Raw genomic sequence first — 20,305 nt, 5'->3', positions numbered from 1 at the left:
TTCATGTAGGAATTCTAGAGTCGAGATTGTGTTCCAAAAAAGGCAACCGGGGCGGAGGCGGGACCGAAAATCCGCATAGGCGGCGTAAGACCGTGGCGGAGTGCCCGCCGGTTCCTTGGTCCCATCGCCTTAGACCTATCGGCCCTTACGAGCGGACGATGAGCGGCACCAGGCCTTCCTCGTGGTCGGAGATGGAGGCGATGACCTGCCCCCCCATGCGCTGGAAGAAAAGGTCGACGGTGTGTTCCCCCACCGTCACGCGGCGCACGGTCAACTGATCGATACCGATGGGCAGCTTGGGGCGGTTGACGTGGATTTCCCCCCGCCAGCCATCGATCTCAATACCCAGGCAGGCCTGCAGCAGCATGAAGACGGAGCCGGCGGCCCAGGCCTGGGGCACGCAGGCAACCGGATAGGCGATGGGCGTCTCCCCCTGTTCACGCGGGAAGCCGCAGAACAGCTCGGGCAGCCGCATGCCGAAGCGCACCGCCGCCTCGAAGGTGTCGCTCATCAGCTTCACCACCCCCCCGCGCACGCCGTAGCGCGCCAGGCCGGCGGCGCAGATGGCGGTGTCGTGCGGCCACACGGACCCGTTATGGTAGGACATGGGGTTGAAGCAGACCTCGGTGTCCGCCAGCGTGCGGATGCCCCAGCCGGTGTGGAAAGCGCCGGCCAACAGCTGGTCCGCCACGCGGTGCGCCCGCTCCGGCGAGGGCAGGCCCACGAACAGCAGATGCCCGACGTTGGAGGCACGCACGCGGCAGGGCCTGCCCTTGCCGTCCAGCGCCAGGGCGTAAAAGCCCATGTCCTCCATCCAGAAATGGGTTTCCACCGCCTGGCGCAGGGCCTCGGCCCGATGCTGCCAATAGGCCGCCTGCGCGTCCTCCCCCCGCCGCTTGGCCAAGCGGGCCAGGCCGCAATAGGCGGCGTAGACGTAGCCCTGCACCTCGACCAGGGCGATGGGCCCCTCCGGCAGGCTGCCGTCGGCATGCTGGATGCTGTCGAAGCTGTCCTTCCAGCCCTGGTTGGCCAGGCCGGATTCCTCGGCACGCTGGTAGTCGACGAAGCCGTCGCCGTTCTGATCGCCCGCCCCTTCCATCCATGAGGCGGCGGCGCAGAGCGAGGGCCACAGCTGGTCGATGAAAGCCATGTCGCCCGTGCGGTCGGCGTAGACCGAGGCCAGGTAGATGTAGAGCGGCGTGGTGTCGACGCTGCCATAATAGCGGCCGAAGGGCAGCTCACGCAGCACCGCCATTTCCCCCTTGCGCGTCTCATGCAGGATCTTGCCCGGCTGCGCATCGCTGAAGGGGGCCGTTTCGGTAGCCTGGTGGGTGGCCAGGAAGGCCAGCACCCCCCGCGCCAGGCGGGGGTTCAGCCACATCATCTGCAAGGCGGAGATGATGCCGTCGCGGCCGAAGGCGGTGGAGAACCAGGGGATGCCGGCATAGGGATAGGGGCCGGTGGACAGTTCCGTCGTCAGCAGGGCGGTGTCCGCCTGGGCGCGCGCCAGCCAGTCGTTGAACACCCGGCCGGAGCTGTAGACGCTGGCGCCGCGACGGCGCTTGGTGCGCATCTCCAGCCGCGCCCGCACCGCGGCGGCACGGAAGCGCACGCGGCTGGGCGTGTCCGTCCGCTCGGTCCCGACCTCGATGTAAAGGACGTGGTCGCCGCGTTTGGGCAGGTTGATGTTGAACACCGCGCGGTCGCCCTGCAGCCGGTCGGGGGCCTGGCTGAAGGACAGGGTGGACTGGCGGGTCACCTGGTCCAGGCCCTCATAGCTCAGCGTCACGCCGTCGCCGGACAGCTGGGCCTCATGCGTGCGGCCGCGCAGTTGGCGGGTTGAGCCCCGCACCTCGAACATGTCGCGGAAGTCGGCGGCGAAATTGAAGGTCAACGGCACGACGATGTCGCTGCCGCCGAAATTGGACAGGGTCACCCGCTCATACAGCCGGTTCTGCCACAGGATGCGCGTGCGCTCGATATGGATGACACCCCAGAGGGTCATGCCGCCGCCGGGGGCGGGCATGGGCACATTGGTGCTGTTGGCCGTGAACAGGATGTTGTCCTCGCTGAGCGAGGCGCCCAGCAGCGACGGCTCCTTGTCGCCGATGCGCAGCTGATACCGGGACAGGATGCGGGTATCGTCCACGAACAGGCCGTCGCCCTGGCCCTGAATGTCGCCATGGGCGTCGGCCACGACGAAGCAATCGCCATGCTTCAGCGCGAACAGCTTGAAGGTCTCGCGCGGGCCGCTGCCGTCGGGGCCGGCCAGGCCGATGGCCGGGTCCAACTGTCGTTCATCGAGGGCTGCCATGGGGGTCTGGTCTCGCGGGGCCGGTGGATTCAGGGCGACGGGGCAGCGACGGCACGGCCGCCGGGCACGGAGGCGGCCCCGCCACCCTTCAGCAAGGCCTCATAGGCCGCGACGTAGTTGCGCGCCATGGCCGCCACGGAAAAGCGCCGCTCGAACACCTCGCGGATGCGGGTGCGGTCCAGGGCCCGCACCTTTTCCACGGCATCCACCGCATCGGCGATGGTGTCGACGACGAAACCGGTCACACCCTGGTCGATGATCTCGGGCATGGCGCCGTTATTCCAGGCGATGACGGGCGTGCCGCAGGCAAACGCCTCGATTACCACCAGGCCGAAGGGTTCCGGCCAGTCGATGGGCATCAGCAGGGCGGCGGCGTCGCCCAGGAAACCGGGCTTCCCGGCGTCGTCGATCTCACCCACGTGCTGAATGGCGCGGCCGTCGATGCGCGGTTCGACGTGCTCCTTGAAATAGGGGCCGTCATCGTCCCCCACCTTGGCTGCCATCTTCAGCGGCAGGCCGGACTTCTCCGCAATCTCGATGGCGCGATCCGGCCGCTTGTCGCGGGAGAAGCGGCCCAGGAAGGCCAGGTAGTTGCCGGTGCCGCCAGGCCGATCCGCCGGCGGGCGGTACAGGTCCAGCGGCAGGCCGTGATAGACGGTGGCCAGCCAGTTGGCATCCGCCAGGGGCCGCCGCTGGCGATCCGAGATGGAAATCATGGGGTAGCGCGGCCAAAGCCCGTAGGACGGCGCCAGATCGACATAGTCCAGGCGGCCGTGCGGCGTTGTCACCGTGCGTTGCGCGCATTCCTTGAAAAAGGGGAAGTGCATGAAGTGGCTGAGATGGAAGTGCAGCACATCGAACTCATCCGCGCGGGCCCGCACCTGTTCCAGCATAGCCAAGTGGGCCGCCACCGGCGATTTCAACGGCGCATCATCCAGCCACAGGGCCTTGGGCCGCATAGGCACCAGCCTGGCCTTGGTCTGGGAGGCCCCGCTGGCGAACAGGGTTACATCATGGCCCAGGTCCACCAACTCATCCGTGAGATAAGATATAACCCTTTCAGTACCACCATAGTATGTGGGCGGCACTGTCTCATACAGCGGGGCGATTTGCGCAATCTTCATCGACGGTAATTCCCTAAATCGATGATGGAAATTGGCGCACGCCTCCATGAGTATTGAAGATGCGCCGCCAAAGGGACCGGCGCAACCGTATCATCGGTTGGTGGTACCAACCATAATTCTTAATGAATAGGGCATGGGGGCGAACCCGGTGCCCGAATTCGACGCGCCACCTCGGCACGGGGCCTTTCGGCCTAAGACCTGATGTCGAAGGTCAGGCGGCGGGCTTGGCCTTGGGCGCATAGCGCTGGCGCTGGGCCTCATCGGCGCCGGGGCCGGCCGCCAGGCGGAAGTCGCGGCTGGTGGCGGGCTTGCCGCTCACCCGGTCAACCAGCACCAGGTCGGCGGGCTGGCCCGTCTGAGTGTCGACCAGTTGCACAGCCGGGCCCTCGGGCGCGAAGTGGCGGTTGCCCCAGGCCAGCAGGGCCAGCATGACCTCGCGGAAATCGCGGCCCCGCTCGGTCAGCACGTACTCGTACCGGGGCGGCCGTTCGCTGTACTGCCGCTTTTGCATCAACCCGGCCTCGACCAGGGCGGTCAGGCGGCGGGTCAGCATGTTGGGCGCGATATCCAGGCTTTTCTGGAACTGGTCGAAACGCGTCATGCCGTGAAAGGCGTCGCGCAGGATCAGTATGCTCCACCACTCCCCCACCCGTTCCAGGCTGCGGGCAATGGGGCAGGTCAGGTCCTCGAAACTTTTACGCTGCATATCGGTCACACCAGGGGTGGCGGATCACGCGTCCGCGACTTTCATGGTGCAAGTGTAGGGCCGCCGCAGTGGACTGCGCAAGGGATTACAGGGTAGGGACGCCCGCTAGAACCGCAAGCCCTGGAACCAGCGGAACAGGGCCTGCAGGGCGGTGTACAAGCGCCCGGCACCGATGGCATCCATCCAGTCCTGCCAGGCCTGCACCCAGCCGGACAGCCGGTCGGTCACCGGGTTGATGGGCAGGCCGTTGACCCAGTCGGCCAGCGGATGGGCACCCAGCACCAGCGCCACCAACGTGGCCGCCGCCAGCGACAGGGCAACGGACTGTAGGCGGGAGGGGGACGCCCCCTCGATCACCTCGACGGGGTTGTAGCGGGGGCGCACCGGCGGGGGCACGGGGGTCGCCTCGGCGGCGGCTGACAGGCGGCGGGTCGGGATGGCGTTCATGTCTCGGCCCCCGTCAGAACTGGAAATAGATGAAGGGGGCGACGCCCTCGGGCGCGCAGGCCTGGATCAGCACCACGGCCAGGCCCACGGCGGCGCCCATGGCCGGAAGCGGCAAGCGGCGCACCCCGTCCTCGATGCGCGCCAGCCGGTCGGCGGGCAGGAACTGGCTGGCCAGGGTGCCGGCGATCAGCAGCAGGGTCAGGGGCGTCGCGGCGGTGGGCAGCACCTGCCAGCGGCCGAAGCCCGCCAGGAAATGGCCCGCCACCTCCAGCGTGGGGGAACGGAAGAAGATCCAGGTGAAGCAGACGAAGTGGAAGGTGGCGACGATGGCCAGGGCCCGCCGCCAGCCGCGCAGGGGCGGCGCTTCCCACTCCCCGATGGTGATGGCGCGCAGGCGGTTCACCAGATGCTCCACCACCAGCATGCCGCCGTGCAGCGCCCCCCAGATGACGAAGGTCCAGTTGGCGCCGTGCCACAGGCCGCCCAGCAGCATGGTGATCATCAGGTTGCGGCAGTGCTTCCACGTGCCGCCCCGGTTGCCGCCCAGGGGGATATAGAGATAATCGCGCAGCCACGACGACAGCGAGATGTGCCAGCGCCGCCAGAATTCCCGCAGGGAGCTCGACCGGTAGGGCTGGTCGAAGTTCTGCGGGAAACGGAAGCCCAGCAGCGCCGCCAAGCCGATGGCGATGTCGGTGTAGGCGCTGAAGTCGCAATAGATCTGCATGGCGTAGCCGTAGGTGGCCAGCAGCAGATCCAGGGCGCCGTAGCGGTCCGGATCCATGAACACGGCATCGACCAGGTCGGTCGCCAGGTAGTTGGCCACCACCACCTTCTTGAACAACCCGCCCATGATCAGCAGGTAGGCGCGGGTGGCGCGGATGTCGTCCGGATCCGGCCGCTCCCCGATCTGCGGCAGGAAGTGGCTGGCGCGGACGATGGGCCCCGCCACCAGCTGCGGGAAGAAGGAGATGTAGAGCACCAGGTGCATCAGGCTGGCCGGCCGCCGCAGGGTCCCGCGATACAAATCCACCAGGTAGGAGATGCCGTGGAAGGTGAAGAAGGAGATGCCGACGGGCACCACCATGTCCAGGAAGCCCAGCCGCACCGGCAGGCCCAGCAGGGTGGCGGTGTCGTTCACCGCGTGGCTGGTGAAGTCGGCGTACTTGAAGAAGGCCAGCACGCCCAGGTTCACGGCCACGGCCAGGGACACCGCCAGCTTACGGCGCGCCGGCGTTTCCTGGCGCACGATGGCGTGTCCGGCCAAGTAGTTGAACAGCGTGCTGCCGCCCAGCAGGAACAGGTAGCGCCAATCCCACCAGCCGTAGAACACGTAGCTGGCGGCCGACAGGAAGGCGATGCGCCCCTGCGGGAAGCGCACCAGCGCCCAAGCGGCGGCGAAAACGATCAGGAAGAACAGGCCGAAGTTCAGCGTGGGGAACAGCATGGGGGTTCCCTCACCGGCCGGCCAGGGCAGCGGCGGCCGTATCGGGGCGCCCGGCCACCACCGGGCGCGGCGGCACCGCCCCAGGCTGGATATAGCCCTGGTACTGATCCATCAGCCAGGCGAAGAAGGCGTTGGCCGTCAGGGTGTAACCCTCCGGCGTCAGGTGCACATGGTCGGCCCGGGCCAGGGGCACGGCCTGGCGCACCCAGCGGTCCATGCCGCAGGCCCCCGGCATCAGCTGTGACCAGTCCCAGAACACATAGTCGCCGGACTTGGCGCCCTGGGCCTGCAGGGCCCGCACCCGGCCCAGCATGGTGGGCGTGTACCAGGCGCATTTCCCCAGGGGCGGCGGGGTATCCTGGCAAGGGAAGACGGCGTCCTTGTCCGCCACCTTCTTGCAGGCGGCGGATTCCGCCTGGCCGTCCAGGGGGCCCAGGACGACCACCGCCACCGGCCCGGCGTTCAGCCGGCGCAGGGCCGCCTTGAACCGTTCCTGATAGGCGGCCAGGTCCAGGTCGCGATCGAAGCCCTCATTGGTGCCATAGGCCAGGATAACCAGGTCCGGCTTGCGCCTGGCCAGTTCCAGCGCGACCGTCTCAGGATTCCAACGGTCCATGGTGGTCAGCCGCGCGCCGACCACGCCCGCGCTGTCGAATACGACACCGGGCTTGGCCCGGTCCAGCGACCAGCCGGCGATGTCCACCGGCCGGGTGTCAGCCGCCACCAGCTTCAGCTGCTGCGCCTGGCCGGCGGTGGGCAGGGTGATCCAGTCCGCCTGGCCGGCGGGACCTTGGGTGGAGATTTGCTTCACCACCCGGTCGTCGATCAGCACCAGCAGGTCACCGCCGCCCGGCTGCCGCACGACGGTGACGCCGGCGATGTCGAAGCCCAAGCCATCCTTGGGTGTGATGGCGATGGCTGCCCCGCGCGCACGGCTGCGGGCGACGAAGCCGGTCATGCCCCAGCCCGGCGACGGGGTGTCGCTGAGGCTGTTGAAGTACTGCCATTTGCCTTCCTGGGTCACCGCCACGTCGGCGCGGCGCGACCCGATGTAGGGCTTGCCCGCCGGCATGTAACCCGGACCGGCGGAGCCGAAGCGTTCCTGCAGGGCGTCGCGCAGGCGGGTGGTGAAGACGCCGCCGGCGGTGTGGCTGTCGCCCAGTTGCAGGATGTCGACTGTGCCGCCATGCCCGGCCTCGATGGCCGCCAGCCGCTGGAACAGCCGTTCAAAGCCGGGATTGCCGTCGTATGGCGAGGGCACACGGGCCGGCGGCGCCAGGGCCAGGGTCCCGGTAGCCGCCACCTGCGGGGCTCCCTTGGGCATGGAGGAGGCCGAACGGCCGGCGGGGGTGCCGCTGCAAGCCGCCAGGGCGGCCAGCATCAGGCTGAGGGACGCAAGACGGCGGCGCATGGAGATCAGAGCTGCCGCGCCGGGGTGGCCATGAGCACCCGGCCGCGGGAGCCGATGGACGAGCCGGCCGCGGCGCCCGTGGCGGCGCCGGGCTGTTGGAGGGAGGGCTGCTGGCTGACGGGCTGGCTGGCCGGCAAGTCGGCGGGCATGGGCTTGGCGATGGGGGCATCGGAAGGGGTGGAGGTGGTGACAGCCGCCGACGTGACCGCCGCAGGCCCCGCCGCGGTGTTCGCCGGCACGGGGGCCGAGGCCGGAACGGGGGCCGGGGAAGCAGCCGGCGCCACCGGGGCGGGGGCCGGGGGGGCGGCGGACGCGGCCTTGACCGCCGGCTTCGCCGCCGGCGCCCCGGCCAACTGCAGCCGGGTCAGCACCTTGCCCGCAACCAGCTGGTAGCCATAACCGGTGAAGTGGATGCCATCGTCGGACCGCAACTGCTGGCTTTTCTGGCGGCTGTCGTCGATGCGCGCCATGAAGTTGCCGTCGGCGTCCAGATAATCCTGGTACAGGGGCAGGAACACGGCGCCGTACTTGCTGGCTTCGGTTTCATAAAGGCCGGTCATGAACTTGGCGTCGTCGTTCGTTTCCGGCTTGCGCATGACGGGCAGGCCCACCCACACGGTGGTGACGTGGTGTTCCTTCAGCGTCTGCAGCAGCCAGTCTATGCGCTGCGTGTAGACGTTGGTCCAGCCCGGGGACTTGAACAGATAGCCCTTGCGGTTCTCGTCCCGAACGCCCTGCATGTCGTTGGCGCCGAACATGATGACGGCGTAGCCGCCCTCACCCGCCTCATCGATCTCGCGTGCTGTTTCGGCCTGCCAGCTGGCATAATCGGGCCGGGTCAGGCCGGCACCCAGCTGGGAATGGCGAACCAGTCGTGTCTGCGGCTGGGATTTCAGCCGCTCGTACAGCCCACTCCACACCCCATCGGCCAGGGAATCGCCATAGACGGAAATCGTGACGCCAGCCGGGGTGGCGGGCGGTTGGGGGATCGCCGCGGGCGGGGTCACCGGCTCGGCATGGGCGATGGCTGCGGACAAACCAAAAAATGCAATAAAAACAATACAAAACCGGCGGTTCATCGAGGGCCCCTGACTGCCGAACCTATTGAATCCCATGAGGGTGGTGCGGACGGCGCCAATACAGCCGTCCGCATCGTCATACCGGGAGTCCCGGCGCCTGTCACGCGCCGGCTGGGGATAGCTCCAACGCCTATGGATCAAGCCGTCAGGAACAGGGCCCGTTCCTCCTGCCGTCGGGCGGCGAGCCCGGGCAAGGTCACCAACTGACCGTTCACATGGGCCTTGTCCCAGACCAGGAACTGGTCTGCGGCGCCGGCGTAATCGCCCTGATTCAACAGACGCAGCAACGTGGATTGGGTCAGGGCGCTGACACCCAGGTTGAAGGCGAAATCCGTCAGGGCCGCATACTGGTTGTCGGTCAGCGCCACGGTCACCGCCTGGCTCACGCCGTTGCCGGCCGTTGCCAAATCCTGGAGCAGCAGCTCCTGGGCCTGGGCCTCGGTGATGGTCATGCCCGGCGTGACGTCCGGGCCGGTGTGACCATAGCCTATGGTCAGGCGCCCAGCGGGGCAAAGATAGGCGGTCAGTTTCAACCCCTCGGACTGTTCGGTCAAGGCGACGCCCGCTGCGTTCACGGCCCTGGTCATTCCCACACGATCCCCTACTTTGGCGATACAATCCCGGCTTGCGGTTATAGCGCAGCCATGCACGCGCCCCAACCGGAAAGCCGGTCCAGCGGGCGTCAATTTGCCCAAACGGTTGCAAATGTCCGCCTTTAGACCGCCATCCTTTGGGCACATTGGGGAGAGAGTATCGGTACCGTATTATCAGTCCCTTAAGGGGCCCACCGCCCGCCGGGCGCGGAAGGGTTAACCCTAAGAAGCACCGGCCTTCAGAGAAAGGGCTCAAGCCATGTTTCGTCCGCGCCTGCCCCATTTTGTCCGCGCGCGTTTAGGCCGCGCCCATCTGGCCGCCGCGATGTTCACCGCCCTGGTGGCCTTGCCCGTCGCGGCCAAGGCGGAATACGCCTACACCGCCAGCGGCACCATCCTGCGCGCCGGGCCGGGCGGCGGTTATCCAGCCATCGCCAGCCTGCCCCCCGGGGTATCGCTGAACGTCTATGGCTGCCTGGCCGGCTGGTCGTGGTGCGATGTCGACTTCCAGGGCTATCGCGGCTGGCTCTATGGCGGCAGCCTTCAGTATCCCTACCAGGGCCAGCGCGTGTACCTGCCGCAGTATGGCGGCGTGATCGGCCTGCCCATCATCACCTTCTCGTTCAACGACTACTGGGGCCGCTATTATCGTGACCGGCCGTGGTTCGCGGATCGGCACCGGTGGGAGCGCTTGCCCCCGCCCCGGCCCATCTACCACCCCGGCCACGACTTCCGCCCCGGTCCGGGTCCAGGCCGGCCCGGCTGGGACCGGTGGGATCATCATGACTACCGTCCGGGCCCCGGACCCGGCCGGCCCGGCCCCGGGCCCGGCGACCATCATGGCGGCCCCGGCCCTGGCCGCCCGGGTCCCGGTCCTGGCGGTGATCATCGTGGCGGCCCAGACGGCGACCATCACGGGGGTCCCGGCGGCGATCACCGGGGGGGTGGCCACGACGACCACGGCCCGCACCACTGACACGTGCCTGTTCCCAAAGAGGGCGGCCCCACCCGGGCCGCCCTTTTCACATCCCTGTCGCAGCACCCCTGGGCACGCATACGAATTCTTGTTGTGGTCGGCCCCCCCTTCCGTGCCATGAAGGATGGACTGGCTGGACTTCGGCCAGTCGATAAAGCCTGCGCCACATCTTATAAGCGCGGCGGAAAATCAAGGGACCAGGGAGGGGATTGCATGGTGCCGGTTGCAGGCATGGCCTGGGTCGACTACGCCATCGTGGCGGTGTATCTCATCGGCATCGTGTCATTGGGGCTGTACCTGGCCCGCCGCCATTCCTCGACCGAGGATTTCTTCCTGGCGTCGCGCGGCACCACCTGGCCCGTCATCGGCCTGGCGCTCCTGGCTTCCAACATCTCGTCCACCACGCTGATCGGCCTGGCGGGTGCCGCCTACGGCACCGGCATCTCGGTCTACAATTACGAATGGATGGCGGCGGCCGTCCTGGTGTTCTTCTGCGTTTTCTTCCTGCCCTTCCTGCTGCGGTCCAAGGTCTACACCCTGCCGGAATTCCTGGAGCGGCGGTATAGCGGCCTGGCGCGCACCTATTTCTCAGGCCTGACCCTGTTTCTGAATCTGGTGGTGGACACGGCCAGCGCCCTCTACGGCGGCGCCCTGCTGTTCAAGCTGCTGCTGCCCGACGTGCCCCTGTGGGAGATCGTCATCGTGCTGGCCGTATCGGCCGGCATCTACACCATCGCCGGCGGCCTGCGCGCCGTGATTTATACCGAGACCATCCAGGCCGTGCTGCTGCTGACGGCCTCATGCGTCATCGCCGTGCGCACCTTCCTGAAGGCCGGCGGCTGGGACGCGGTGATGGGGGCGGTGGACCCCGCCAAGCTGTCGCTGATCCGCCCCTTGAGCGACGCGGCCGTGCCCTGGCCCGGGCTGCTGACCGGCGTGCCGCTGCTGGGCTTTTACTTCTGGTGCACCAACCAGTTCATGGTGCAGCGCGTGCTGTCGGCCAAGGATGAGAACCATGGCCGCTGGGGCAGCCTGTTCGCCGGCGCCCTGAAGCTGCCGGTGCTGTTCCTGATGGTGCTGCCCGGCACCGCCGCCATCCTGCTGTACCCCAACCTGAAGTCGCCGGACCTGGTGTTCCCCACCCTGCTGTTCGGCCTGCTGCCCGCCGGCCTGGTGGGCCTGGCGGTGGCCGGCTTCATGTCGGCGCTGATGTCGTCCATCGCCTCCACCTTCAATTCGGCGTCCACCCTGTTCACCATGGACTTCGTGCGCCGCTGGCGGCCGGAGATGCAGGGCGCCGCCCTGGTCCGCGTGGGCCGGATGGCGACGCTGGCCATGGCCGTGGCCGCCATGGCCTGGGCGCCGCAGATCGAGCATTTCGGGTCGCTGTGGAAGTACCTGCAGGTCGTCATCGCCTATACCGTGCCGCCGGTGATGGCGCTGTACCTGGTGGGCATCTTCTGGCGCCGGGCCAACGCCGCCGGGGCCGCCGCCTGCATCGCCGCCGGCGTCCTGGGCGGGGCGGCCCTGTTCGTGGCGAACACGGTGCTGGATGTCGTCAGCATCCACTTCCTGTACGTGGCACCCCTGCTGTTCGTGTTGTGCGCCATCGTGCTGGTGCTGGTCAGCCTGGCCACAGCGCCGGACGCCGCGGAAAAGTCGGCCGGCCTGGTCTGGACCCCCGCCTTCTTCCGGGAGGAAAGCGTGCGCCTGGCGCATGAGCCCTTCTGGCGCAACTACCGCGTCCTGGCCGGCCTGCTGCTGGCCGCCACCGCCATCATCGTCTACACCTTCCGCTAGGGGGCCCGTCCATGGTTGATCCGCTGCGGGTGTTGCCGCCCGGCACCATCCGCCCTGACCTAAAGGATCCCGAGCCGCGACGCGCATTGCGGGGACGCGGGACCGATTGCTATCATCCGCGCCCAGGGGAGCACCAAGAGGCCGGAAGCAAGGGGATGCGGGTCAAGCGTCCGACATCGTTCGACATCGCCGAACTGGCCGGCGTGTCGCAGTCCACCGTGTCCCGTGCCCTGCGCAACGACGCGATGGTCAGCGAGGATACCCGCCAGCGCGTGGCCCAGGCGGCCCGCCTGCTGAACTATAAGGTCGATGTCAACGCCCGCAATCTGCGCTCGCAGAAGACCAACACCCTGGCCCTGCTGCTGTATGAAGACCCGGTGACCAGCCAGTCGCTGATCAACCCCTTCTTCCTGTCCATGCTGAGCAGCATCACCAAGGCGTCCGCCCGGCGCGGCTATGACCTGCTGATCAGCTTCCAGCAATCCAGCGACGACTGGAGTGCGGACTACGCCGCGTCCAAGCGGGCCGATGGCCTGATCTTCCTGGGCTATGGCGACTATCTGCGCTACGTCGACAAGATCAGCCGCCTGGATGAGGTCAGCACCGCCTTCGTCACCTGGGGCCCCGTGGTCCCGGGCCAGCCCGGACACTTCATCGGGTCGGACAACATCCAGGGCGCCCGCGAGGGCGTGCGCCACCTGGTCGCGCGCGGCCGCAAGCGTATCGCCTTCCTGGGCGACATTTCCGAGCACTGCCCGGAATTCCGCGACCGCTACACCGGCTATGTCGAGGCGCTGGGCGAGGCGGGCCTGCCGGTGATCGAGGCGCTGTACGCCGATGCCGCCGCGTCGGAGGAGGTCGGGCACCAGGCCATCCTGAACCTGATCGACCGCGAGGGGCCCATCGACGCCGTGTTCGGCGCCTGCGACCTGCTGGCCATCGGCGCCATGAACGGCCTGCGCGAGCGATCCTTGCGCGTGCCCGAGGATGTGGCGGTGGTGGGGTTCGACGACATCGTCGCCGCCCCCTTCACCTCCCCCCCCCTGACGACCATCCGCCAGGACACCGCCGCCGCCGGGGAACTGCTGGTGGAAAACCTGCTGCGCCTGATCGACGGCCGCCCCATCGAGACGACGCAGATCACCACCAGCCTGGTGGTGCGGGGCAGCTGCGGCGGCGCCTGACCCCCGTCGGGATGGAAGCAACACCCCCGGTTGTTGCCAACATCCCGGGCGTGCGGTATCCCCATGGTGGGGCCAGCAAGGGGGGACGTCGTTGGGGCGACCGGGCATACACCCCGATTGGAGTTGGACGTGCTGCAACGACCCAGCCACGGGCGATCCCTGATTTCCATGATGATGGACTTGGCCGCGCCGGAGACCCGCGAGAACGGCTTGGCGGAACTGGAGTCCGCCGGCTACCTCACGCCGGCGCTGCGGCAGGTGTGGGCGGCCGAACTGGCCCGGCCCAAATACGCCAACCGCTACCTCAGCGGCATCGTCTCGCAGGAAAAGGTGCGCATCGAGAAGCTGCTGCGCCAGGTGGGCGGGGAGCTGACGGCGGTGAAGACGCGCGCCGTCATCGCCAATTTCAGCCAGGCCCTGCAGGTCTGCAAGCAGGAACACCGCCTTGACCCCGACCGCATCCGGCGGTCGCGCATCCTGGATTTCGGCGCTGGCGTATGGTCGTCCCTGTCCGCGTCCATCATGCTGTACGCCATCGGGTTCGAGCAGGCGGACGCGTTCGAGCCCTACCCCGTCAGCCCTGACATGGTGGCGGAGAGCGTCTTCCAGACCATCCGCTGGCTGTATGACACGCCGGACGCCTTCGCTGTCTTCGGCGCCACGCCGGCAACGATGAAACAGCGGGTGGCCGCCCTGGATTTCTCCGGCCTGGAGGAAAAGCTGGACGGCCTGAACGCCGGCGGCCCGCGCGTGATCGATTTCGGACCCGTCCGGCTGTTCAACAACACCGACATGATGGACAACGGGTATTACGACCTGGTGTGCAGCAATTCGGTGCTGGAGCATGTGGAGGACATGCGCGGCGCCCTGGCGCGACAGCGGGAGATCCTGAAGGACGACGGCGCCTGCGTGCACACGGTGGACTTCACCGATCACCGCGCCATCTCGGCCGACCGGGAGGACATCGAGCATTCCTTCCACATGTACTACGACGGCATCCTGGATGAGGTGAACGGCCTGCGCGCCGGCGATCTGGAATCCCTGTTCGTGCTGAGCGGCTTCCACGGCAGCATTGTGCGGCTCATGGCGGCGCCCGACGGGTATATCGACCATACCCGCCTGCACCCCCGCTTCGCCCACTATTCCCCGGCGGACCTGGCGGCGGCGGTCAGCAGCTACGTGCTGACCAAAGCCTGAGGCTTCCTGATCGGCGAACGTGCCCGATCCCGCGGCGGCCCGCGCCGCTGATCCCCGGAGCCTATCGGCCCCGGGGATTGCTGTCACTCACGGCTTCGTCGCGTAGCGCACCGCCACGGGGGCGTAGAGGTCCCAGACCCCGCCGTCGTGCAGGGAGCGCAGCAGCTTCACATACTCCGCATGCGCCCAGGCCAGCGGCGTCGCGCTGTCGGTGCCGGCGCCTGCCTTGTAGCCGCGGCCGCCGTCGCTGCCCACGCCATCCCACACCTGTTCCGGGATCATCAGGCCCTGGTTGGCGAAGCGTTCCATGGCGCGGACGTAGGTGGTGCGGATGGCCTCCACCTCCGCCGGCTTGGCCCCGCCGGCCTTGGCCGCCGCCAGCGCCAGCTCGTAATGCCCGCGCTCGCCCGTCAGCAGGGGCCAGACGCGGCCGCGCTGGGTGGGGGTCATGCTGCCGCTGACGGCATAGTTGGCGCCGGTCGCCCGGTCCTCGCCATAGCCGTCGTTGCCGTAGCGGCGCCAGCCGGGGTAGGCCGTGGCGTCGCCATCGAAGTGGAAGGTGTATTTGACGCGCAGGTTCTCCGGCAGCGTCTCGTCATCCAGGACGGCCAGGCTGGACTTGATGACGGGGTCGCTGGGCGCCCGCACGCCATAGCGCACCAGCTCCAGGAAGCCGCCGTCGACATAGGCGTCCTCCGTCAGCGCCTGCTGCCCGTTCCGCACCGCCAGGGGCGTGTGGGCGTTGGGCTGGCCCGTGGGCGCGATGCGGAGGTAATATCCCGCCTTCGATCCCTTCGGCGCCAGCTGGCCGTTGGTGGTGACCGTCGCGGCCTCCAGCCCGGCGGAATAGGTGTCGGCGGCGGCGTAATAGCGCTTCACCGACGCCTCGTCCCCCGCCTGGCCCGCCAGTTCGGCCGCCGCCGCCAAGCCGGCAATGACCGCCGCCGTGGTGGAGGGGGAGTTGCCGGCCTGCTCCTCCCAGCGTTCCTGCTGGGTCACGGGCGGGTGGATGGTCGCCTTGTTCCAGCCGATGCCGGCGGTACCGCCCTTGACCAGGAAGTCGGCGGCCGGCTTCACCATGCTGGTGTAGAGCGCCGTGGCCTCGGCGTCGCTGATGACGCCGTTGCGCCATAGGCGCCAGGCCAGCATCAGCGGCATGGCCGTCTGATCCAACTGCACGCCCACCCATTCCGGCGTGCCGTCCACATGGGTCTTCTGCAGGAACCAGCCGCCGTCGCCATGGTTGCCGGGCGTCTTCGGTCCCACCTGGATGGTCTTCAGGTAGGTCAGCGCCGCCTTGGGCGTCTCGCTGTCACCCAAGGCCAACAGGGCCATGGCGCACTGATAGAAGTCGCGCGGCCACACCGCCTTGTAGCCCGTCGCCGGCTTGTCCGCCTTCTGCGTGTCGCCCCAGGGCGCGGACAGCGACGCGATCAGCGCGCCAGGATGGGTCTTGTCTTCCTGCGCCTTCAGCACCAGGGCGCTGGCGTACAGCAGCTTGCCGCCATCCATGGCGACCTTGGCCAGGTCCGGCAAGGGCGCCAGCTTGGCCTGGTAGCCTTCCCAGCCGGCATCGTATGCCGACAGCACCGCGTCGTGCCCGCGCTTCAGCGTGGCTGTCGCGGCGGCGTCCGCCGCCTTGGCGCTGTCACCGAAGCCGACGACGATGTCGAAGGTTGCCTCCCCCGTCACGGGCGCCAGAGCGCCGGCCAGGGCCACGTTGCCGGCCTTGCCGCCGGTGGTGGTGTAATCGGTGTCGAGCTTGCCCGCCTTCTGCAGCTGGGTGAGCCCATCGGAGGCGCCGACGAAGCCCACGCTGGCGGCCTTGAAGCCTTGTGCAACCTTCACCACCAGGTGGCGGTTGCCCTCATAGGCATGCAGGGCGCCCTCGGCCACATCGGCCTTGTCGCCGCCGCCGGTGCCGGCCATCTGCGGGTCCACCAGCAGGTAGGGGGTGACCGTCCCGCCCTTGGCCCGCACCGTCACGCGCACCACCAGCGTGTCGGCGGCGGGGTCGGTGAAGACCTGTTTCTCGATCTCGTACTTGCCGTTCCTGGCCTTGTTCACAACCTTGTAGGCCAGCGAGCGGGGACGGCCGGCGGCATCGACATCCAGGTAGCTGGTGGTGCTGTCGGTGTCCTTATCCTCTACATCCAGGAAGCCGTCGCCCTGGATGGCCAGCTTCAGCTCGCGCAGCTGCACCTCGTGGATCAGGCCGTACATGGTCTCCGTGACCACGCCCTTGGCCAACGAGAACCAGACGCGCGACGGCACGGCCTTGCCCGCCTGCGCGTCGTACGCATGGTAGGCGGTGCCGATGCCCGTCTTGCCCGCGTAGGCGCCCGTCGCTGCCTGCCCCGGCGCCCCCGGCGCCACGGCGGCGAAAGCGGCCCCCGTCATGCTTGAAGCCAGCAGCATCGCCATCAGCGCGGCCGCCCGTTTCCGTCCCATCGTCTTATTGTTCGTCATTCCATCACCAGGCTCAAAAGACAGCAGGCCCCACTGTCCCCCGCAGTGCGCCGCACAAGGGCTTGAATACGTATGGGAGGCGGGCGGCGGAAGGGGGAAATACGTATGTGGAATGCGGCTATCGCGACCAGGGCCAGCGCTGGCGCGGCATGCGCACTTTCGGCGGCTGGGGATTGTTGAAGCCGCCGGGTAGATCGCCTTCCCAAGCCAGCAGCCAACCATTAACCGCCAAGACAGCGAGCGCCATGGGGACGGCCAGCCAAATGGAAAGATGGCCCACAAGGACGAGCAAAATGACCAAACCGACGGCGACCGCCAGCAGGACCAGCTGTACGATGTGCCCGGATTTCATGATGCCCCTAAAGATTACCGGGCGTTCGGTGCGGCACTTCCTTTGGAGGAGTCGGAGGGGGCCGGCGGCGGCACGGCGGCACCCTTGGGCATGGGCACATTGATGCGCGCCACGGGGAAGATGCTGTCCATGGCGGGAGATCGCGTACCGCTCTGGGAGGTCTGCTGTTCGGCCACGGTGTTCACCTTAAACGCTGCTTCCATACGTCGTCTGAAAATAAGCCTTCGCTTCGCTTTCCGCCAGCGTGAAGAGTTTTGGCGGCATTTCCAAACCGTCGGGGAAATGCTTCCGCTCCAGCTTCAATTGCATTTCCATGATCTTCTGGCGCTTGTCCATGATCGCGGGATTAGATGGGGGAGAGGCGAAGATATTTTCCCATTCAAATTGGACTTCTATCAGCAGACTTTCCAGGTCGCGGGTCAAATCAGCGGCGGCTTTATGTTGTTTCACAAAAGGAAATACGTCTTTCAAGGCATCAACGACCTGGGACACGGCGATAATGGCGCCCCAAACAAAGGAAAGCTCCTTCCATATCGCCCATGCCGCGATGGAACCGCTGGAGGCCACGCCACGAATAACGCCCAGCCTCGTCGTCCATTTCGCCCGATCATTACGATAAAGCCGGATGGCAACGGAGTCCGCCTTTAGCTGCACGAACTGCTTCCAATACAGTTGCTGCTGCCGATGAGGGTCGGCGATTGGATCAGACATGACGTCTCTATATTTTCGTGCATATATTGAATGAACGCTCTCATAAAGCGTTGCGGAATCCAAGCGGCGGTGGGAGGCGGCATAGGCCCCTGTCAACAGAAACCCCAGCGGCACGGCCAGCCGCGTCCACTATGAGGCCTCGTTGTGGTCGGCGCGGGGGTAGAAGAGGGTCATGAAATCCACGTCCTCGCGATGGCCCTGCGCCCGCATCTGGGCGTTCACCCTGTCCTGGTAGGGACCGTAGAGCCCGTCGGCAACCAGACCGTGACGCGGCGCGCCTTGGCATGAGCGGAAGCCATTTCGCCCATATCCACCAGGCGCCCCGGCAGGGTGGCTAGGGTCAAGCCGCCCAGGGCCGTGCGGCGGGTCAGGGTCATCGTGATCAATGCCCCTTGCCTGCCACCAGCTGCACGGCCGCCCCGCCGCCGCGCGCCAGGGGCAGGGTCAGCGTGTCGCCCTGGTGCACGGTGCGGGTCTCCACCGTCATGGGGTGGCCGTCGGTGTGCCAGTCGGCGTTCGGGCCGTCGCGGTAGATGTGGGCGGTGTAGTCGCGAGCGGGGTCCAGGAAGTCCAGGGTGACCGTCAGGGTGCGCGGCTGGTCGTCGCCCACGCTGCCCAGGTACCAGTCGTCGCTGTTGCGATCCTTGCGGGCAAACGTGGCGTATTGCCCGACCTCACCATTCAGCACGCGGGTGTCGGACCAGTCGACCGGCACCGCCTTGATGAAGGCCAGGGCGTCCGGATACTTCAGATAGTTTTCCGGCAGGTCGGCCAGCATCTGCACCGGGCTGTACAGCACGACGTACAGCGCCAGCTGCTTGGCCAGCGTCGAGGCGATGGGCGTGTCGCCCTTGCCACGCAGGCTGACCACGCCCGGCGTGAAATCCATCGGCCCGGACAGCATGCGCGTGAAGGCGAGCGTCGCCTCGTGGTTGGGCGGATTCTTGGGCTCGCCCCAGGCGTTGTATTCCATGCCCCGCGCCCCTTCCCGCGCCACCCAGTTGGGATAGGTGCGGCGCAGGCCCGTATCCTTGATGGGCTCATGGCTGTCGATGGCGATATGGCGCTTGGCCGCCTCCGTCACCACCAGCAGGTGATGGCGGGCCATCCACTGGCCGTCGTGCCATTCGCGCAGGGCGGTGCCATCCGGGTCCACCCGTTCCATCTGGCCTGCGTCGGCGACGTAACCGGTCTTGATGACACCGATGCCCAGGCCCTGGGCGTAGTCCAGCGCGGCGCCCAGCTGGCTCTCGTAATGGCTGACGCCGCCGCCCGTCTCATGATGGCCGATGATGCGGACCCCCTTGGACTTGGCATAGGCGGCGACCCCGGGCAGATCCAGGTCCGGCGTCGGCTTCTTGAAATCGAAATCGTTGCCGTTGCCGAACCACTGGCCGTCCCAGCCCACGTTCCAGCCCTCCACCAGCACGCCGGGGATGCCATTGGCGGCGGCGAAGTCGATATAGCGGCGGACATTGGCGGTGGTCGCCCCGTGCTTGCGGCCTGTGGACCAGGTGCTGTGGTCCAGATGCATCTCCCACCACACGCCCACGAACTTTTGCGGCGTGAACCAGCTGACGTCGCCCAGTTTGTTGGGCTCGTTCAGGTTCAATTCCAGGTGGGACTGGTAGAGGCCGCCCGCGCTGTCGGCGAAGATCAGGGTGCGCCAGGGCGTAGTGAAGGGTGCGGCGCGCACCACCTTGGGCCCTTGCGCCCCCGGCGACAGCACGGCCTTCAGGCGGGTGCCCTCCACCCGCCGCAGCCACATGGACGAATAATCCACCAGGGCCGCCTCGTGCACCGCGATGTGGGTGCCGTCGGCCAGGCGGATGGTCAGGGGCGTGTGCGCCTGGGCGACCGCGTCCAGGCGTGTGTGCTGGTACAGGTATTCATAGCGGTTCCACTCGCCGCCCGGAATCCACCAGGCCTCAGCGGAAGCGGCCCCGGGGCCGGCGACGGCGAACTCGGTCAGTTCGTCCGCGATGCGCACGGCCTTCAGCTGCGGCTGGTCGGGGAATTCATAGCGGAAGCCGACGCCATCGTCATAGACGCGGAACACCACGTCCAGCTCGCGCGCGGCACCCGCCTTTTCCTTCAGCCGCACCCGCAGTTCGTTGAAATGATTGGCGATGGTGCGCCATTCGCCCCAGGGCTGTTCCCAGGTTTCATCCACCGTGCGGGTGGACTGGCCGGCCAGGGTGAAGCCCCGTTCCATCTTCGGCACATCGGTGAACAGGAAACCCAGGCGGGAGGGGGCGATGACCTCCGCCCCACGGCGGGTGACGGCATAGGCGGGGCGCCCCTCCCCATCCAGCTCCACCCGCACGGCAAGAGTGCCGGCGGGGGAGGCGATGGTGGCCACGATCTTGGCCGGTGTTTCCGCCAAGGCCGGCAACGCCACAAGGACCACCGCCAAAACCACCAGCGCCCCCAGGCGCCTTGTCAGGGAAACCATCACCACCGCCCTCCCATTTTATTCTTTTTGGATCAGAGCC

The 20,305-nt window shown here is 67.5% G+C and carries 17 protein-coding genes; 4 read left to right on the top strand and 13 right to left on the bottom strand.

Going from position 1 to position 20,305, the window contains the following annotated elements:
• Positions 1-145: 145 nt before the first annotated feature.
• The 8 genes from FBZ88_RS14335 to FBZ88_RS14300 all read right to left on the bottom strand — a co-directional run bounded on the left by FBZ88_RS14335 (position 146) and on the right by FBZ88_RS14300 (position 9,115).
• Complete coding sequence (locus tag FBZ88_RS14335; RefSeq protein ID WP_145617730.1) at positions 146-2,314, bottom strand: amylo-alpha-1,6-glucosidase; 2,169 nt, start codon at positions 2,312-2,314, stop codon at positions 146-148.
• Positions 2,315-2,343: 29 nt separating this feature from the next.
• On the bottom strand, positions 2,344-3,438 hold the full coding sequence (locus FBZ88_RS14330) for a glycosyltransferase family 4 protein (RefSeq protein ID WP_145617722.1): 1,095 nt from the start codon (positions 3,436-3,438) through the stop codon (positions 2,344-2,346).
• A 211-nt stretch (positions 3,439-3,649) separates the two neighbouring features.
• Positions 3,650-4,144, bottom strand: coding sequence for a winged helix-turn-helix transcriptional regulator (locus FBZ88_RS14325; protein WP_145617721.1), 495 nt, complete (start codon positions 4,142-4,144; stop codon positions 3,650-3,652).
• Between the two features lie 105 nt (positions 4,145-4,249).
• The gene (locus FBZ88_RS14320) at positions 4,250-4,591 is read right to left on the bottom strand and encodes a hypothetical protein (RefSeq protein ID WP_145617719.1); all 342 of its coding nucleotides are present in this window, start codon (positions 4,589-4,591) and stop codon (positions 4,250-4,252) included.
• 13 nt (positions 4,592-4,604) lie between these two features.
• On the bottom strand, positions 4,605-6,038 hold the full coding sequence (locus FBZ88_RS14315) for an MBOAT family O-acyltransferase (RefSeq protein ID WP_145617715.1): 1,434 nt from the start codon (positions 6,036-6,038) through the stop codon (positions 4,605-4,607).
• Positions 6,039-6,048: 10 nt separating this feature from the next.
• Positions 6,049-7,449: a GDSL-type esterase/lipase family protein gene (locus tag FBZ88_RS14310; RefSeq protein ID WP_145617711.1), complete on the bottom strand. Its 1,401-nt coding sequence runs from the start codon at positions 7,447-7,449 to the stop codon at positions 6,049-6,051.
• A 5-nt stretch (positions 7,450-7,454) separates the two neighbouring features.
• Positions 7,455-8,486, bottom strand: coding sequence for an SGNH/GDSL hydrolase family protein (locus tag FBZ88_RS14305; protein ID WP_186464405.1), 1,032 nt, complete (start codon positions 8,484-8,486; stop codon positions 7,455-7,457).
• A 179-nt stretch (positions 8,487-8,665) separates the two neighbouring features.
• Complete coding sequence (locus tag FBZ88_RS14300) at positions 8,666-9,115, bottom strand: lysozyme (RefSeq protein ID WP_145617708.1); 450 nt, start codon at positions 9,113-9,115, stop codon at positions 8,666-8,668.
• Positions 9,116-9,380: 265 nt separating this feature from the next.
• On the opposite strand from FBZ88_RS14300, the gene FBZ88_RS14295 reads away from it, so the two are divergent.
• The 4 genes from FBZ88_RS14295 to FBZ88_RS14280 all read left to right on the top strand — a co-directional run bounded on the left by FBZ88_RS14295 (position 9,381) and on the right by FBZ88_RS14280 (position 14,278).
• Entirely contained in the window at positions 9,381-10,097 is a 717-nt protein-coding gene (locus FBZ88_RS14295) for an SH3 domain-containing protein (protein WP_145617705.1), read from the top strand.
• Positions 10,098-10,310: 213 nt separating this feature from the next.
• Positions 10,311-11,897, top strand: a complete 1,587-nt coding sequence (locus FBZ88_RS14290) for a sodium:solute symporter (protein ID WP_145617702.1) — start codon at positions 10,311-10,313, stop codon at positions 11,895-11,897.
• Between the two features lie 155 nt (positions 11,898-12,052).
• Positions 12,053-13,081 (top strand): LacI family DNA-binding transcriptional regulator, encoded by a 1,029-nt coding sequence (locus FBZ88_RS14285; protein ID WP_145617700.1) that lies wholly within the window; start codon positions 12,053-12,055, stop codon positions 13,079-13,081.
• A 129-nt stretch (positions 13,082-13,210) separates the two neighbouring features.
• Positions 13,211-14,278, top strand: a complete 1,068-nt coding sequence (locus FBZ88_RS14280) for a class I SAM-dependent methyltransferase (RefSeq protein WP_186464404.1) — start codon at positions 13,211-13,213, stop codon at positions 14,276-14,278.
• A gap of 87 nt (positions 14,279-14,365) precedes the next feature.
• Here the strand turns inward: FBZ88_RS14280 and FBZ88_RS14275 are convergent, their stop codons facing one another.
• From FBZ88_RS14275 to FBZ88_RS14260, 5 genes are all read right to left on the bottom strand, one after another.
• Complete coding sequence (locus FBZ88_RS14275) at positions 14,366-16,747, bottom strand: glucan 1,4-alpha-glucosidase (protein ID WP_145617695.1); 2,382 nt, start codon at positions 16,745-16,747, stop codon at positions 14,366-14,368.
• A gap of 118 nt (positions 16,748-16,865) precedes the next feature.
• A complete protein-coding gene (locus FBZ88_RS14270; protein ID WP_145617692.1) occupies positions 16,866-17,099 on the bottom strand; it encodes a hypothetical protein in 234 nt (77 codons plus the stop codon).
• A 14-nt stretch (positions 17,100-17,113) separates the two neighbouring features.
• On the bottom strand, positions 17,114-17,284 hold the full coding sequence (locus FBZ88_RS30265; RefSeq protein WP_186464403.1) for a hypothetical protein: 171 nt from the start codon (positions 17,282-17,284) through the stop codon (positions 17,114-17,116).
• 1 nt (position 17,285) lies between these two features.
• A complete protein-coding gene (locus FBZ88_RS14265; protein WP_145617689.1) occupies positions 17,286-17,810 on the bottom strand; it encodes a hypothetical protein in 525 nt (174 codons plus the stop codon).
• A 382-nt stretch (positions 17,811-18,192) separates the two neighbouring features.
• Positions 18,193-20,265: a glycoside hydrolase family 97 protein gene (locus tag FBZ88_RS14260; RefSeq protein WP_145617687.1), complete on the bottom strand. Its 2,073-nt coding sequence runs from the start codon at positions 20,263-20,265 to the stop codon at positions 18,193-18,195.
• Between the last annotated feature and the right edge of the window lie 40 nt (positions 20,266-20,305).

This window comes from Nitrospirillum bahiense, from assembly GCF_007828025.1.
GTDB classification, from domain to species: domain Bacteria; phylum Pseudomonadota; class Alphaproteobacteria; order Azospirillales; family Azospirillaceae; genus Nitrospirillum; species Nitrospirillum amazonense.
Note: the sequence above shows the minus strand (reverse complement) of the source record. Positions and strands in the feature narration are given on the sequence as shown.